Source organism: Glaciimonas immobilis (genome assembly GCF_011947285.1).
Classification (GTDB): domain Bacteria; phylum Pseudomonadota; class Gammaproteobacteria; order Burkholderiales; family Burkholderiaceae_D; genus Glaciimonas; species Glaciimonas immobilis.
Map to the genome: position 1 here is coordinate 90,409 of NZ_JAAOZT010000001.1, position 16,739 is coordinate 107,147.

The 16,739-nt window shown below is 51.4% G+C and carries 13 protein-coding genes; all 13 read right to left on the reverse strand.

Going from position 1 to position 16,739, the window contains the following annotated elements:
- Positions 1-111 precede the first annotated feature (111 nt).
- The 13 genes from HAV38_RS00375 to minC all read right to left on the reverse strand — a co-directional run bounded on the left by HAV38_RS00375 (position 112) and on the right by minC (position 16,636).
- The gene (locus tag HAV38_RS00375; protein ID WP_168051324.1) at positions 112-1,353 is read right to left on the reverse strand and encodes a type II secretion system F family protein; all 1,242 of its coding nucleotides are present in this window, start codon (positions 1,351-1,353) and stop codon (positions 112-114) included.
- Positions 1,354-1,376: 23 nt separating this feature from the next.
- Positions 1,377-3,104 (reverse strand): type IV-A pilus assembly ATPase PilB, encoded by a 1,728-nt coding sequence (gene pilB / locus HAV38_RS00380; RefSeq protein WP_168051326.1) that lies wholly within the window; start codon positions 3,102-3,104, stop codon positions 1,377-1,379.
- 275 nt (positions 3,105-3,379) lie between these two features.
- Positions 3,380-4,672 (reverse strand): HlyC/CorC family transporter, encoded by a 1,293-nt coding sequence (locus HAV38_RS00385; protein ID WP_168051328.1) that lies wholly within the window; start codon positions 4,670-4,672, stop codon positions 3,380-3,382.
- Positions 4,673-5,010: 338 nt separating this feature from the next.
- Entirely contained in the window at positions 5,011-5,961 is a 951-nt protein-coding gene (ispB, locus tag HAV38_RS00390; protein WP_168051330.1) for an octaprenyl diphosphate synthase, read from the reverse strand.
- Between the two features lie 322 nt (positions 5,962-6,283).
- Positions 6,284-8,638, reverse strand: a complete 2,355-nt coding sequence (locus HAV38_RS00395) for a Tex family protein (protein WP_168051332.1) — start codon at positions 8,636-8,638, stop codon at positions 6,284-6,286.
- Positions 8,639-8,916: 278 nt separating this feature from the next.
- Positions 8,917-9,846: a peptide chain release factor N(5)-glutamine methyltransferase gene (gene prmC / locus HAV38_RS00400; RefSeq protein WP_245182118.1), complete on the reverse strand. Its 930-nt coding sequence runs from the start codon at positions 9,844-9,846 to the stop codon at positions 8,917-8,919.
- Positions 9,830-10,327, reverse strand: coding sequence for a disulfide bond formation protein B (locus HAV38_RS00405; RefSeq protein WP_168051334.1), 498 nt, complete (start codon positions 10,325-10,327; stop codon positions 9,830-9,832). Before HAV38_RS00405 ends, prmC begins: the two co-directional genes overlap by 17 nt.
- A gap of 189 nt (positions 10,328-10,516) precedes the next feature.
- On the reverse strand, positions 10,517-11,599 hold the full coding sequence (prfA, locus tag HAV38_RS00410; RefSeq protein ID WP_168051336.1) for a peptide chain release factor 1: 1,083 nt from the start codon (positions 11,597-11,599) through the stop codon (positions 10,517-10,519).
- Between the two features lie 201 nt (positions 11,600-11,800).
- Positions 11,801-13,108 (reverse strand): glutamyl-tRNA reductase, encoded by a 1,308-nt coding sequence (hemA, locus tag HAV38_RS00415; protein WP_168051338.1) that lies wholly within the window; start codon positions 13,106-13,108, stop codon positions 11,801-11,803.
- Between the two features lie 441 nt (positions 13,109-13,549).
- A complete protein-coding gene (locus HAV38_RS00420) occupies positions 13,550-14,239 on the reverse strand; it encodes a response regulator transcription factor (RefSeq protein WP_168051340.1) in 690 nt (229 codons plus the stop codon).
- Positions 14,240-14,774: 535 nt separating this feature from the next.
- Positions 14,775-15,026, reverse strand: a complete 252-nt coding sequence (gene minE, locus HAV38_RS00425; RefSeq protein WP_168051342.1) for a cell division topological specificity factor MinE — start codon at positions 15,024-15,026, stop codon at positions 14,775-14,777.
- A 1-nt stretch (position 15,027) separates the two neighbouring features.
- Positions 15,028-15,843 (reverse strand): septum site-determining protein MinD, encoded by an 816-nt coding sequence (minD, locus tag HAV38_RS00430; RefSeq protein ID WP_168051344.1) that lies wholly within the window; start codon positions 15,841-15,843, stop codon positions 15,028-15,030.
- A gap of 31 nt (positions 15,844-15,874) precedes the next feature.
- Entirely contained in the window at positions 15,875-16,636 is a 762-nt protein-coding gene (gene minC / locus HAV38_RS00435; protein WP_245182119.1) for a septum site-determining protein MinC, read from the reverse strand.
- Between the last annotated feature and the right edge of the window lie 103 nt (positions 16,637-16,739).

Below are 16,739 nucleotides of genomic sequence, written 5' to 3' on the forward strand. Positions count from 1 at the left end.
TTTCGGTATCCAAATCGGGTGTACTTTGCACTTTCCTAAAGCCTGATATTGAAATCTGCTGCAAACCAGGTGATTTGCAGCAGACTAAGATGATTCCGTACATTTCCTACATCAAACTACAGATCCCAATTTAAAGATTGGCAAATACATCGCAATTACAAGTCCGCCAATTAGCACACCCAGAATCACCATAATCAATGGCTCCATCAGGCTGGACAATGACGCCACCGCATCGTCGACTTCTTCCTCGTAGAAGTCGGCTACCTTACCCAGCATCTGGTCCAATGAACCGGATTCTTCACCGATTGAGACCATTTGCGTGACCATGTTGGGGAAGACTTCCGAGTTTTGCATGGCGACTGTCAGACTGGTGCCGGTGCTTACTTCACTTTGAATTTTTTTGGTCGCGTGGAGGTAGACGGCGTTACCGGCGGCACCGCCGACGGAGTCCAGCGATTCTACTAACGGCACACCGGCCGAGAACATGGTCGCTAAGGTACGGGTCCAGCGCGCCATGGTTGCTTTGCGGATGATGGAGCCAAAGATGGGTGCTTTCAGCAGCGCTTTGTCCATGAATTCCTGGACTTTTAACGACCGTTTCCACGATTCAAAAAATAGATACAGTCCACCGAAAACGCCGCCGAAAATGAAGTACCAGTTGGCAACTACGAAGTCCGAGATGGACATCACGAACAGCGTTGGACCCGGTAAGTCGGCACCGAAGCTGGAGAACACCGTTTTAAACGCCGGTACGACCCAGATCATAATGACCGCGGTGACAATAAAAGCGACCGCCATGATGGATACCGGATAGAACATCGCGGATTTAATCTTGGCTTTGATCGCGATCGTTTTTTCTTTGTAGGTCGCGAGTCTGGCCAGCAATTCTTCCAGAATACCGGCTTGTTCACCGGCGCCGACCAGATTACAGAATAGCGGATCGAAATACAGCGGAAACTTGCGGAAAGCCTGATTCAGACTCGTGCCTGTTTCCACATCCAGGCGGATGTCATTGATCAGTTTGGATACCGATGGATTGGCATGGCCTTTGGCGACGATATCAAATGATTGCAGCAGAGGTACACCAGCCTTCATCATGGTCGCCAGTTGACGCGTGAACAGGGCGACGTCTTTCTCGGAAATCTTTTTTCCGGAACGGAAACTTTTTTTCTTGAGCTTGCTGACCAGAATACCTTGGCGGCGCAACGTAACGTTGACAAGCGTCTCGCCGCTGGCGCGCATTTCTCCACGAACCAAGCGTCCTTTTTTGTCCTTACCTTCCCAGACATAAACAAATTCTTTGACTTGGCGTGCGCTCGCTGTGTTGCGTGCATTGGGTGCGGCAGTGGCCATGACCGGTGTACTCCTTTAGGCGTCTAAATGTTGGTGCAGCTGAGTACTTCTTCGAGGCTGGTCAGTCCTTGTTTGACCTTTATCAGTCCCGATTCTCGTAAAGTACGCACACCCTCTTGTTTGGCTTTTGCTTCAATTTCCAGCGCGGTCCCATGCGCCAAAATGATGCGTTCCAGTTCTTCGGTAATTGGCATGATCTGATAGATCCCGACCCGGCCTTTGTAACCCGACCCGTTGCAACGCTCGCATCCAAGTGGCTTGTATGGCTTCCACGTGCCATCCAGATCATCCTCGATGAACCCTGCGTCAAGTAGCGTCTCGTCGGGGATGGAAACAAGCTGTTTGCATGTGCATAGTCGGCGTGCCAGACGCTGAGCGGTGATCAAAATCACGGATGAGGCGATGTTGAACGGTGCAACGCCCATGTTCATCAAGCGCGTAAGCGTGGACGGCGCATCATTTGTATGGAGTGTAGAAAACACCATGTGCCCGGTTTGCGCGGCCTTGATTGAAATATCGGCGGTCTCCAGATCGCGGATTTCACCGACCATAATAATGTCAGGATCCTGCCGCAGAAAGGCTTTGAGGGCGACCGGAAAGGTTAGCCCCGTACGATCATTAATGCTGACCTGATTGACGCCCGGCAGATTGATTTCGACCGGATCTTCGGCGGTGGAAATATTGATGCTGGGCTGATTCAGAATGTTGAGACAGGTGTATAGCGAGACGGTTTTTCCCGAGCCGGTCGGGCCGGTGACCAGGACCATGCCATAGGGGCGCTGAATCGCTTCCATCAGAATCGCTTTTTGATCCGCGTCATAACCCAGCGCGTCGATCCCCATCTGGGCCTGGGTTGCATCCAGAATACGCATGACGATTTTTTCGCCGAATAGTGTCGGTAAGGTACTGACCCTAAAATCAATAGCGCGGGTTTTTGAGATGATGAGTCGCATACGACCATCTTGCGGGACGCGTCGTTCAGATATGTCAAGTTTGGATAAAACCTTAATCCGCGAAGCCAGTTTTTCTTTAATCGACAGCGGTGGTTGGGCCATGTCGCGCAACACGCCATCTACGCGAAAGCGGATACGGTAAAACTTTTCGAATGGTTCAAAATGTAAATCTGATGCGCCCATATTAATCGCGTCGGTCAACATCTTCTGCAAAAAACGCACTACTGGCGTGTCGTCCACGTCATTCGCTGCGGCAGAGGAGTCAGCGGAGGAAGAGTCTTCTTCAACGAAGTTAATTTCTTCGCTGTCGCCGATCATGTCGGTGAGGCTTTGTTCAGCACTCTTGGAGTGTTTCTGAATTTCTTTCAGTAAAGCCGGGTGTTCAACGATGATTGGCTCAACCATCAATTCAGTATGGAACTTGATCTGATCCAGCGCTTGCGTATTGGTTGGATCCGAGATCGCGACGTAAATTTTATTGCCGCGTTTGGATAGGGCCAGCACCGACTGGCTTTCCATCAATTTTGGATCGATAGCTTTTGCGGGCAGCAAACTTAAGTTGAGAGCGGAAAGATCGACTAATGGATAGCCAAAGGTCTCCGCGCAAAACACCGCGAGGTTAAGAGCATTGACGTGTCCGCTACTTATTAGGACGTCAATAAATCGGGTATTGTCGTTGCTTGCGGTCCTGTTTAAGCCTTCAACCTGATCGATAGATAGCCGCCCAGCCTGCACTAATGCGCGGGCCAATCCGGACATCGGGCGGTTTTGATTAACAGGTGGAAGGACTACAGCCATAGAAATTTACGCAAATAGAAATAGCGAGGTAATGCTCGATAACTTTGATCATGCCTATACGCAACTGATCTGTAAAGCTTTGTGCACGATTCTAACGTGCACTTAAGTTTTTACTTAATTTGCGTGTTGCTATAAGGTTGTGTATAGATAATATTTTCTCTAACTTGGCAGTCTGACTATATATCTCGTTTACCCAGAAGCCACATCAATTGCAACCCTGAAACGGGCAGTAATATTGGTAACAATAGCGCTGCCAATACGCGGCTAGGTTCGGCCTATTTGCCGCGTGCGTGATTGGCGGGGCGAACCAGTTTGGCGACTTTGATGGCTTGATTTTGAACTTGCGTAATTTCGATGATGCAACCAGCAATTTTAAGACTGACTGTGTTTTCAGGAATATCCTGTAACCACTCCAGCACTAAACCGTTCAGTGTTTTTGGCCCGTCAAGGGGAAACGCTAGTCCCAAACGCTTATTGATGTCACGCAACGACGTTACGCCTTCGAGGCGGCATTCGCCCTTGTTATCCCAGCTGAAACTGTCGGCGCGCGCCGCGCCCGGTTTGGAGGTAGTGAATTCACCGATCATTTCCTCAATGATGTCTTCCAGCGTTACCAGTCCGTGGACTTCGCCGTATTCATCGACGACAATCCCCAGGCGTTCATGGTTTTCTTGAAAGTATTGCAACTGGGTAAAGACGTCAGTCCCTTCCGGTACAAAATACGGTGCAGTAAGTAATGCGCGGAAATGGTCAACCGTTAATTCATCATCCTGATTAAGCAGTGCCATGGCTTTACGGACGTGCAGGATACCGACGATCCGGTTAATCTCGCCTTCATAGACCGGCAACTTGTTGTGATAGCAGGTAGTTAGCTGGCGCTGTATTTCTTCAACCGATACCGATAGGTTCAGCGCCTCTACCTGAGCGCGCGGTGTCATGACATCTTCGACCGAAATTTTCTCCAGATCAAACAAATTGAGCAGGATACTTTTGTGTTTTTGCGGCATGAAGTTGCCACCTTCGAGCACGATCGAGCGCAACTCCTCAGGCGACACTCTAAGATCTTGCGCGCTTTTTCCGGTCTGGATGCATAATATTTTTAAGATGCCCGAGACAAATAAATTGACGAACCAGATGATCGGCTTCACCAGCGTCATTAAAGGTTTCAGGATAAAGCTGGCGAACAGGGCGATGCGTTCTGGAAACGTTGCGCCGATCACTTTTGGTGTGATTTCGCCAAACACGATAAGCAGGAACGCCACGCCAGCGGTAGCGATGGTGATGACCTTTTGATGATTCCCGAATGTGTTGATGGCAATGGCTGTCACCAGCGCGGTCGCCAGCGCATTCACCAGCGTATTGATGATCAGGATAAGCGACAGAAGCTTATCGGTGCGATCCAAAAGCCACATAGTTGTCGTAGCGGCCTTGCTGCCGCGTTTTGACAAGTGGCGCAAGCGATGTTTGTTGGCGGCCATCAAGGCCGTTTCGGACATCGCGAAAAAAGCTGAAAGGAAGATTAATACGCCAAGTGCAAAAAATTGCACCCATAAGGGAACGGCATCCAAAGGGTCACCGTATAAGGAAAGTGGAAGTAGAGGAGGGTGTTGTGGTCATTATTTACTGGAGCGAGAACAAAGCTGAAAGCGCAATTTATCTTTAACGGGTAACCGTCAGATAAATCTCGCTGCACCAACCTGGAGCTCCGCGGTCTTTCATATGTTTGTGAGTAAATGTTGCGTATTGGAATTTCCGACCTGAGGCCGTGGCGGTGAACTACAACAGCGGTTCTCGATGCTAGGCAGCAATTTTAGTGTTTACCGCGTGTACTTCCTTCAAGGTTACCCCTAGAGGCAACGCAATATTCGTTCCCCCGTTCTGCAAGTACCTGATCCCGTCATCCAGCTCAGTGATTGCGTTCTACTGCAAATATGGCCAATTGCAACAAAGCCGTTTTATAGTCACTCTCTGGTAGCAAAGATAGTGCAGCTGTAGCCGATTGTGCGGATTTTTGCGCTTCTTTACGCGTATAGTCGAGCGCGCCAGAGTGCGTGATCGCTGAAAGAATAGCATCAAAATGTTGCTCATCGCCATTCTCTATGCAGCTCCGTACCAAGGCCCGCTGTTCTGGTGTGCCGTGTTGCATCAAATAAATCAGCGGAAGTGTGGCCTTGCCTTCACGCAAGTCGTCGCCCACGTTTTTTCCGATATCCTCCGCGTTGCCTGAATAATCCAGCACATCATCAATTAGTTGGAAAGCGGTACCGACTGAGCGCCCATATTCGCCCGCCGCATCAATTGCACGGTCATCCGCGCCAGCAATGATTGCGCCGATTTGTGCGGCCGCCTCAAATAGCTTGGCTGTTTTGGAGCGTATAACTGCCAGATAACGCTCTTCGCTGACGTCAGGATTGTGCATATTAAGCAATTGCAGCACTTCACCTTCCGCGATGACATTGGTGGCATCGGCGACAATTTGCATGACGCGTGCGTTTTTAACATCCACCATCATCTGAAAAGCGCGTGAATATAAAAAGTCACCAACCAGCACCGACGCCGCATTGCCAAATAACGCGTTCGCTGTCTTGCGTCCCCGCCGTAGCGAGGACTCATCAACGACGTCATCATGCAGCAAAGTAGCAGTGTGGATAAATTCAATGACGGCGGCAAGTTCGTGGTGTTTATTACCTTCGTAGCCAAAAGCCTGCGCTATCAAAAGTACCAGCACGGGGCGCAAGCGTTTGCCGCCAGCACTGATGATGTATTCGGCAATCTGGTTAACCAGCGGCACTTCAGAGTGCAATTTGTCACGAATGACCGCATTGACCGCTTCCATATCGGTCGCGATCGGGTTCATGATGGACTGCTGAGACGGTATAGTGAGAGCGACGGACAAAATAAAGACCTGTTCGTAATCGTTGAAATGAAGTGCGAATATTATACGACGTCAGGCTGAGAAGCTCTTCGCGTTTATGCACCGTAGCTTATTTAAGCATATGTTATCTGCAATATTTCTCTTTAGAAACTCCACTGGAAAAAAGTAAAGCGACGTTTGAGATCGCTGTTATTCACGTGCTTATCGCGATTGTCGCCGTTTTGCTATCCGCTGAAGTCGTTATTGCCCGAGATTTTGCGCGCGAGTCTGGAAGAAAAGTTGCGCAAGAATCCCGGATATGTTTTTAGCCTTTCAGCTTGGCAAATGCTGCCGCCATCGCACTATTGGCGGGCGCGGCAAGCGGTGCCGACTGTTGCCGTTGATGCTGGGAAAGCCGCTTTGCATCGTTACGATCGCCGCGTTGCTCCGGTTTGCTGCCAGCTACCGGGGCGCTGTCTTCCAGGCGCATGGTCAATGCAATACGTTTGCGCTTTTCGTCGACTTCCAGCACTTTAACTTTTACGACCTGTCCAGCTTTGACCACACTGTGCGGATCTTTGACAAAGGTGTTGGAAAGCGCGGAAATATGCACCAGGCCGTCCTGATGCACGCCAATATCGACAAAAGCACCGAACGCTGCGACGTTGGTGACGACACCTTCCAAAATCATATCCGGTCGTAGATCGCGCATTTCTTCGACGCCATCCTTAAAGGTCGCAGTGGTGAACTCAGGACGCGGATCGCGACCAGGTTTTTCCAGTTCTTTCAGGATATCGGTAATGGTCGGGACGCCGAATTTTTCGTCGGCATATTTGGCAGGATTGAGTGACTTTAAAAGCTTGTCATCGCCGATAACGCCTTTCACATCTTTTTTGATGTCCGCCAGAATTTTTTCGACCAGCGGATACGACTCTGGATGAACCGCGGAGGCATCGAGCGGATTGTTACCGTTCATGACGCGCAAAAATCCGGCGGCTTGTTCAAAGGTTTTATCGCCCAGACGCGGTACTTCACGTAAGCCCGCACGTGAAGTAAACATGCCCTTCATGTCGCGATAGGTGACGATGCTTTGCGCCACGCTTGAATTGAGGCCAGAGACGCGCGCCAACAAGGGAGCAGAGGCGGTATTCACATCAACACCAACCGCATTGACGCAATCCTCAACCACGGCGTCCAGCGAGCGCGCCAGCTGGGTTTGCCCGACATCATGCTGATACTGGCCTACGCCAATTGATTTTGGATCAATCTTTACCAGTTCGGCCAACGGGTCTTGCAGACGGCGCGCAATCGATACAGCGCCACGAATCGAGACATCCATATCCGGCAGTTCGCGCGAGGCAAATTCGGAGGCAGAGTAGACGGACGCACCCGCCTCGGACACGACGATTTTGGTCAACTTAAGCTCAGGCCGTAACTTGATTAAATCCTGCGCCAGCTTGTCGGTCTCACGCGAGGCCGTGCCGTTACCGATTGAAATGAGAGAAACGTTATGCTTTTCGGCCAGTTGCGACAGCGTGTGCAACGAGCCTTCCCAATCGTTGCGCGGCTGATGCGGATAAATTGTACTGGTCCCGACAACCTTGCCGGTCGCATCCACGATGGCAACTTTGACGCCTGTGCGCAATCCCGGATCCAGGCCCATGGTGGCGCGCGGTCCGGCTGGCGCGGCTAACAATAGCGCCTTTAAATTCAGTGCAAAAACGTGAATGGCTTCAACTTCCGCTTTTTCGCGCAGGTTGGTCATCAGCTCGGTTTCCAGATGCATGAATACTTTAACGCGCCACGCCCAGCGGACGGTGTCCGATAGCCATTTGTCAGCGGCGCGGCCTTTATTGCTGATGCCAAACCGGGCAGCGATGCGTCCTTCGCAAGGATTGTGGGGCGCGTCCCATTTTGGCTTTTCTTCTTCCGTATCAAGGCGCAAAACCACGTTCAGCATTTCTTCGCGGCGACCGCGAAATAATGCCAGTGCCCGATGGGATGGAATGGTGCCGATGGTTTCGGAGTAATCGAAATAGTCTGCAAATTTTTCGCCAGCGTCTTGTTTGCCTTCGACTACTTTGGACTCAACGATGCCATGTTCGGTCAGGTATTCGCGCAATGCTTGCAATAGCGACGCGTCTTCAGCGAAGCGTTCCATCAAGATTTGACGGGCACCGTCCAGGGCGGCTTTGGCATCTGCGATACCTGGATTGTCGCCATTGTCGGTAGTGAACGCAGGTTTGAAATATTGGACGGCCTCTTCTTCCGGATGCAGGTCAGGATTGGCGAGCAGGGCGTCAGCCAGTTCGGTCAGACCCGCTTCGGCAGCGATTTGCGCTTTAGTGCGACGTTTTAGCTTGTACGGCAAATAGAGATCTTCAAGGCGGGTTTTGTCTTCCGCCAGAGAGATCGCGCTGAGCAAAGCGGGCGTCATTTTCCCTTGTTCTTCAATTGAACTCAGGATAGCGGCGCGACGTGCCTCCAATTCGCGCAGATAGCGTAAGCGCTCTTCTAGCAGTCGTAGCTGGATGTCATCAAGGCCGCCCGTGGCTTCTTTCCGATAGCGGGCGATAAAGGGCACGGTTGCGCCTTCATCGAGCAGGGCGACAGCAGCGGCTACTTGGGCCGGTTTGGCAGCAAGTTCAAGGGCAAGACGTTGTTCGATCGAAGGCAGCATGGGAGTCTAAAGAATCAGATTCAGGCGTTGGACAAGAAAGCGATGATACGCAACTGAGATAATTTCGCTAGTCTTGACAAGCTGAAAAAGTCAGTTTGTAGAAAAAGATTGGATGTACGCTGTCTGAAAAATTGTAATTTTGTAATTTTTTTGATCACACGCATTGGATATCCAGCCCTTCAGCGGTAGCAATAACGGGTGTTGTCACTACGCAACCAATTAAAAGAGGGCATGGCATGATCGGATGATGCAGTATTAACTAACGCGGGACGAAACCGCTAAGCGCTTTGGCTGGCATATTTCAGTCGACCGCCGCTGACCCGCGCAATGCCCGCCAGATCTTGCCAGCTTTGTACGGACTCAAATGGCAATGCCAGCAACAATTCACGCACCGCTTCGGCCTGATCATAGCCATGTTCCATCAACAGCCATCCACGGTCTTTCAAATGGGCGGCAGCGCCGCTTGCGATGATCCTTAGCGCGCTTAATCCATCGGCATGATCGGTGAGCGCGTTGATCGGTTCAAACCGCAAATCGCCTTGCGACAGATGCAAGTCGCCTTCGACAATATAAGGTGGATTGGCGACGATCACATCAAAGCGGTGACGGTCCGCCCCCGCGTCTGGGTTCGCGCTGTCTAAAGCCGCATACCAGTCGCTTTGGAGTAATTTGAATTGGTTCAGGCCGACAGGCAGGTGACGCTCTGCGTTGCGGCGGGCGACCGCCAGAGCCTCATTGCTGAGATCGACCGCCGTGACCCGCGCAGCAGGCCGCAGCGAGGCAATGGCAATCGCAATGGCGCCAGAGCCTGTGCCGAGGTCCAGCACGCTCAGGTTCGATTGTCCTTCCGGTAGACGTTCCAACGCCAGTTCGACCAGTAATTCAGTGTCTGGACGTGGGATTAAAACGGCTGTGGTGACTTCAAGCATCAAGCCGAAGAACTCGCGCTGGCCGACAATATAGGCAATCGGCTCTCCTTGCAGACGACGCTGAAAGAGTTCGTTTAATTGCGCGGCCTGGTCGGCATCTACTACCCGCTGATCCTGCGTGATAAGCTGCGTGCGTGCGAGTTGCAACGCGTGCATCACCAGCAGGCGATTTTCAAGTGGTTCGAGTGGCGCGGTCTTAAGGATGGTTGCGATGCTGAACCCCGCTTCGATTACAAAGGCGGAATGTGGCGACTGCATGCGTTCATTCAAAATCGCCATGGTTGGTCCGTTTGAGCAAAACTTTCCCCAATATGACGGTCAGCACCACAAACCAGAACAACGACCATTGTGGAATCGACAGGCCAAGTATCTTATCGTAAGAAGCGGAGCATAGCGCCCATGCATCGACCTTAAAAACAGAGGGCAACAAGGACGCTGGCGGTAACGCATTGAGCGGTGCTTCCAGTGCGTCGCGGCCACAGCTGGTCGATGGATGGGCGATCACCCAGAGATGCCAGCCGGCGGTACCGGCACCACCGATACCGGCGAGCATGCCGATAGCAGCACTGGCCTTGCGAACGCTATCGGGCATGCTGGCCGAGACCAGACAAACGATGGCAATGATCGCAAAGGCGTAACGCTGAATCACGCACAGCGGACATGGTTGCATATCCTTAACGTGTTGCAGGTAAAGCGCCGCTCCCAGCAGGGCAAGTGCGATGAAAGCGACAGCGAACAAAATGGATTTGGATGATTTCATATTTTTATTGAAGAAGTGAAGTATCGATCTACGGAACAGAGACTTACGGTTTTGTAGGATATTACCTTGAAAGGTCCGATGCCGGGACAAGTCCGGCGACGGTATGATGCCGCGGGTAGCACTTGGTTGCAGTATTTATGGCAGGGCGCGCGCTCTCAATGTGTGATCAAAGCCGCTGCCATTGTATGCTTACCGTTCATCGCCCAAAGCGGCCAGCAATTCAGCCTGATGTTCAGCCGCCAGCGCGTTGCTCAGTTCTTCCAGATCGCCATCCATTATATGATCGAGTTTGTATAAAGTAAGATTAATACGGTGGTCGGTCATCCGACCCTGAGGGAAGTTATAGGTCCGAATGCGTTCGCTGCGATCACCTGAGCCGATCAGCGATTTACGGGTCGCCGCTTCTTTTGATTGTTGCTCGCGCAGTTGACCGTCCTTGATGCGGGCGGCCAGTACTTTGAGGGCCGAGGCTTTATTCTTGTGCTGGCTACGATCGTCCTGACATTCAACGACAATCCCGGTGGGCAAGTGCGTGATCCGCACTGCAGAATCGGTCTTGTTAATATGTTGACCACCGGCCCCGGAGGCGCGATAGGTATCGATGCGAATATCGGCCGGATTGATCGCAATATCGGCGACCTCATCGGCTTCCGGCATGATCGCTACGGTACAGGCTGAGGTGTGGATCCGGCCTTGCGTTTCAGTCGTCGGTACGCGTTGCACGCGATGTCCTCCGGACTCGAACTTCAATTTGGAGTAGGCACCAAAACCGACCAGACGGACGATGACTTCCTTGTACCCGCCGACTTCAGAATCGGACGCAGATACCATCTCGATCTGCCAGCGATTGCGCTCTGCAAAGCGAGTGTACATGCGCAGTAAATCGCCGGCAAATAGTGCGGACTCGTCGCCGCCGGTGCCAGCGCGGATTTCCAGAAAAATATTGCGTTCGTCATTGGGGTCTTTCGGCAACAACATTTTCTGCAAGTCCGCTTCCAGCTGCTCCATGCGCGCTTTAGCGCTATTGATTTCTTCTTGTGCAAACTCTTTCATGTCCGGGTCCGACAGCATTTCCATGGCGGTCTGCACATCCGCATCGGCCTGCGTGTAATTCAGGTATAAAGCGACTAACGGTCCTAACTCGGCGTGCTCCCGCGACAGCTTGCGATAGCTGTCCATGTTGGAGGTTGCTTCTTCCTGATTCAGTAAATCGTTGACCTCGACCAGTCGGTTCGACAATTGGTCAAGCTTGGCAAGCATTGATGGCTTCATGGGTATGTTGGTTTAGCGTGCAGCAAAGTAGCGCTGCGAATGAATAGGGACAAATAAACGCTAAATATCGGCGTGAATACAAGACAATACTAAGAGTAAATGCTAAAAATCAAAGCGATGAAATTAGGCTATAAATAAGCTGAGCAAATAAGCGCAGAATTCACCGGGCCAGTGTGATGACTGACTATATGGTGTGCGTCGCTAACGCTTGCCGCGGAATAATTGCGGCAACAAGATGGCGAGGCGCGCGCGTTCGTCGCCTTGTGCATTGTGCAGCGCCTGCTGCGGGCCATGCAAGAATTTTGCGGCCATCCCTTTGGACAGCGCCTCAAGAACGATGTCGATATTTTCGCCTTTGGCGAGCATTTTGCGAGCGCGTTCTAACTCGAACAGGCGCATTAACTCGCTGCTTTCATGCAGATCCTGAATGACTGGCACCACGGCGCGACTGTCGATCCAATGCATGAACGATTGCACGCGGGTTTCGATAATTGCTTCGGCTTGCGATACGGCGGCCTGGCGATTTTCCATGCCGGTTTGTACTACTGAAGCCAGATCGTCTACCGTGTATAAAAATATGTCGTCCAGGCGACCAACTTCACTTTCGATGTCACGTGGCACCGCCAGATCGAGCATAAACATAGGTTTATGGCGGCGCGCTTTGACTGCGCGCTCGACCATGCCTAAACCGATGATTGGCAGTTGCGACGAGGTGCAGGACACAATAATGTCGTAGTTGCCCAGTTCGCTGGGCAAGTCAGCCATCCGTAACGCTTGTCCGCTGAAACGATGCGCCAATATTTCTGCACGCTCAAGCGTTCGACTAGCGACGGTCAGGGTTTTGGGATTCTGTGCCGCAAAGTGCGTTGCACATAATTCAATCATTTCGCCCGCGCCGATAAATAGCACATTCTGACCGGCGACGGCATCAAAAATACGCTCTGACATGCGCACTGCAGCGGCCGCCATCGAGACGCTGTGCGCGCCGATTTTGGTCGTCGTGCGGACTTCTTTCGCCACCGCAAAAGTACGTTGAAATAGCTGATGTAAGTAGGTGCCTAATCCCCCGACTGCCTCGGCATGACGGACCGCATCTTTCATCTGCCCTAGAATCTGCGGCTCGCCTAATACCATGGAGTCTAATCCAGACGCAACGCGGAACGCATGACGCGCCGCATGATCATGGGGCAAAGTGTACAAATGTGGGCGTAGATCGGCGTATGAAAGCTTGTGATAATGGGCCAAAAAGTGCGCGGTCGAATCGATCGCAGTGTTAATATCTACGGCCCCGTCCGGTCCGGCTGATATGTCGCTGGCGGCATATAACTCGGTGCGATTGCAGGTCGACAGAATGGCCGCCTCGTCGGTCCTGCCTGAAGACGTATTGTCACTAAACCATGCACGGGCGGCCGTCACCGCCTGGCCAATCTGGTCAGCGGGAAAGGCTACTTGTTCGCGCAATGAAATGGGCGCGGTAGTATGGTTAAGGCCGACGGCAAGCAAGTGCATTTTTGAGACAACTCAGGTAAAAGAACGGACCGGTCTAATTGACGCACAATTATACCCTGCGCAGCAACAGATGAATTTCACCGTCCTATTTCCACAGGGGGATTTTTTCCATGAGGGAAATGAATATTGTTGCAACAGCGTACGCATTGCTGGGCTTTATTAAATTTTAACTCTTTTTGCTCGCCATTAATGCGTTCATAACACTGTTTAAACTCGACAATTGCAGATATAGCAACGTATGCAGACGATAAATGCGGCTACTGGTGAACTTTACCGTTAAGTAATAGCCTGCTGCCTGCCGTGCGGGGTTTTTACCAAAAATATAACTTGGAGGGCTTTCGCGTTGTGCCGGCTTCCTCAGGTGCGTGTTAAGTCGTAGTCAACTTGTAACCGGGGCGTTTGTCTGTTTCGTAGAAGCTGACCTAGCTTCGCAGCCGGGCATTAGTCTGATAATTGTTCCAGACGGTATCCGTAGCTGTAAACGGGAGCAAGCCGGAATCCCTTTTCGGGACGTAATTGTAATTTAGTGCGCACGCGCGAAACATGCGTATCCATGGTGCGCGACGGTATATCGATATCGCGCGACCATACGGCTTCGAGTATATAAGCGCGGGAAAGTGGTCGACCAAGATTGCGAAAAAAAAGCAACGCCAGGTCAAATTCCTTTTGCGTGATCTCAATCTGTACGTTGGCCAGGCTCAGGCGTGCAGAGCGGGTTTCAAAGACATAGTTCCCAAAGGTAATTTGCTCGCTGGCATTTTGAATCGGGTAGGCGCGGCGCAACAGTGCCTGTACCCGTGCGACTAACTCGCCGCGGCGTATCGGCTTAATCATGTAATCGTCTGCGCCCGCGGCCAGTCCTGCCACAATATCGTCCTCGCCCGAGCGGCTGGTCATAAAAAGGACAGGCAACTCGGGCGGTAATTTTTCTCTTACCCACTGCAACACTTCAGGTCCGCTGAGATCAAGTACCTGCCAATCGAGAATAAGCATGTCGTAATTCTCTCGACGCAACTGGCCCAGGATTTCCTTGCCGCTTTGAAACGGGTGACAAACATGCCCGCTAGCGGTCAGCACCTGGCAAACGAGATCGGTTTGACTTGGGTCGTCGTCAAGAACAGCAATTCTCATATGATGGTCTGGTTGGCTAAATATTGATTATTGAAGTCAGTTTGTGGGGCTAACGTAGCCCTTCCGCTAGCTTGACCTGTGTTCTGACTGCCGGGTAAGGAGCGAGCCTTGTAGTGTTTTTCCGCGACCTCGCTAATTGCGTCATTTTCGACGTCATCGCAATAGTATTATGCTAACACTTTTATTGGAATAACATTTATTCGCTCATTGAATCACGAAGCTACAGGTTTTAGCGTGGCAGCGATCTTTGTACTCAGAGAACGAGGATTTGCAACCGGTATAAGTGGGAGAATACAGCTTTTATGTTCAACTCGCGCTGTTTATATTGCCCATTGACAACATCCAAGACATGCTCTTCAGAGGTGGCGATAACGGAACGCATTGTCGGATTAACAATATGTTGAATGACATCAGGGCGCTAGGCGACATGCGCCTCACGCCCTGACGGGTGACCTGCTGACGAACTTGCAAGGATAAGTGGTCCCTGTGGTCGTTGATGGTCGGCAAAGATTTCGGTAGGATCTTTTATGCTGCTTCAAATATCGGGCAGCACAACATTGACGTCCAATACCTCCAGATCCCCCTGTCGATCTAGCGATATCTTGATGTCGCTGGCACTCACCTTGGTGTACTTGGAAATAACTTCGAGCAGTTCCTTATGCAGCGCAGGCAGGAAGTCAGGACCCTGACGGCCGCTACGTTCACGCGCGATAATAATCTGTAAGCGCTCTTTCGCGGCAGATGCGCTTTTCGGCTGCTTGGTAAACAAAAATGAAAGCAGAGCCATTTTACTTCCCTCCAAATATGCGCGAGAGCAAGCCCGGTTTTTGATAATTAGCAAAGCGCAGAGGCACCTCGTTACCCAGAAAGCGAGAAACCACATCCTCATAGGCTATAGCGACGTCGCTACCTTTGACGTGGATCGCGGGGTTACCCTGATTTGAAGCATGTAAAACGGCTTCGGACTCAGGAATGATGCCGATTAACGGTATGCGCAAAATATCTTGTACGTCAGTGTGCGATAGCATTTCACCGGCATCGACGCGTTTTGGAGAGTAACGGGTAATCAGCAGATGCTCCTTGACCGGTTCGCCGCCATTTTGTCCGCGCCGTGATTTAGCCTGAATAATGCCTAAAATCCGGTCCGAATCCCGCACTGACGATACTTCTGGATTGGTCACAATAATGGCTTCATCGGCAAACGTCAACGCCATCACCGCACCGCGTTCAATCCCCGCAGGAGAGTCGCAGACGATGAATTCAAAATCCATTTTCGCCAGGTCTTGCAACACACGTTCAACACCTTCTTCGGTCAGCGCGTCTTTATCGCGGGTTTGTGAGGCGGGAAGAATAAACAAATTATCGCAATGTTTGTCTTTTATCAACGCCTGGTTCAGCGTCGCTTCTTTGTTCACCACGTTGATCAGGTCATACACCACGCGTCGTTCACAGCCCATAATCAAATCAAGATTACGCAGGCCAACGTCAAAATCCAGAACGGCGGTTTTGTGACCGCGCATTGCAAGGCCTGACGCAAAGCTGGCGCTGGAAGTCGTCTTGCCGACGCCCCCTTTACCAGATGTTACAACGATGATTTTTGCCACAAAAAACTCCTATTTTTAAATACGGAAAAAACTATGATCGAGCCGGTGAATTAAGCGAAATAATATCAATTCGGTCGCCGCTAAGCCGAATTTGGGCTGCCTGTCCCTTCAATTCTGCTGGAAAGCCATCTTCAAATGTGCGGTATACACCGGCAATGGATACCAGTTCAGGCTCCATCCCGGTAGCAAAAATACGTGCTTCGGTATCACCGCTGGCACCAGCCAGCGCCCGACCACGCAGCGGCGCATAGACATGAATGCTGCCATCGGCAATGATTTCTGCACCATTATTGACCATCGCAGTGATGATCAGATCGCTGCCACGCGCATAAATCCGTTGACCGGCGCGGACCGGCGTATCAACAATCATCGGGTTATTAAAGGGCAGCGCAGGTACCGGTCGATTGTCCGCTTGCGGAGGCAACGCTGCTACAACTTCGGGCGAAGAGTGCGCAATCGTCGTTGTAGGGTCGGCGCGGGGCGCAACCACCGTATCGATACTCAATCCGTGGGCGACGATGCTGGCATGCATCGCCGCTGGCGCGTTGCGTACGGCAACCGCGTTGATTCGATACGTTTTTAGCAATTTTGTAAGGGCGTCCCAATCTATATCCCTGGTCGCGTGTTCCAGCGCGGAAATGTCGATAACGGCGAACTCATTGTCGAAGAAATCGTCAATACCGGCCGTCATCTCTTTTAGCGCGTGATCCAAGATAGAAAGGTCCGTCTCATGGAGAATGACTGCCACTGCCACCACCGTTGCAATCTTTATTTCAATTGGCTTACGTGTCATATGTTTAGGCATAAAGCAACTAATTGAACGAGCGAACCAGAGTGCAACCGGAGGCCGCTAACGACTCGCAAATAGGGTTAGAAATCAGTATGGATTGCCTTAA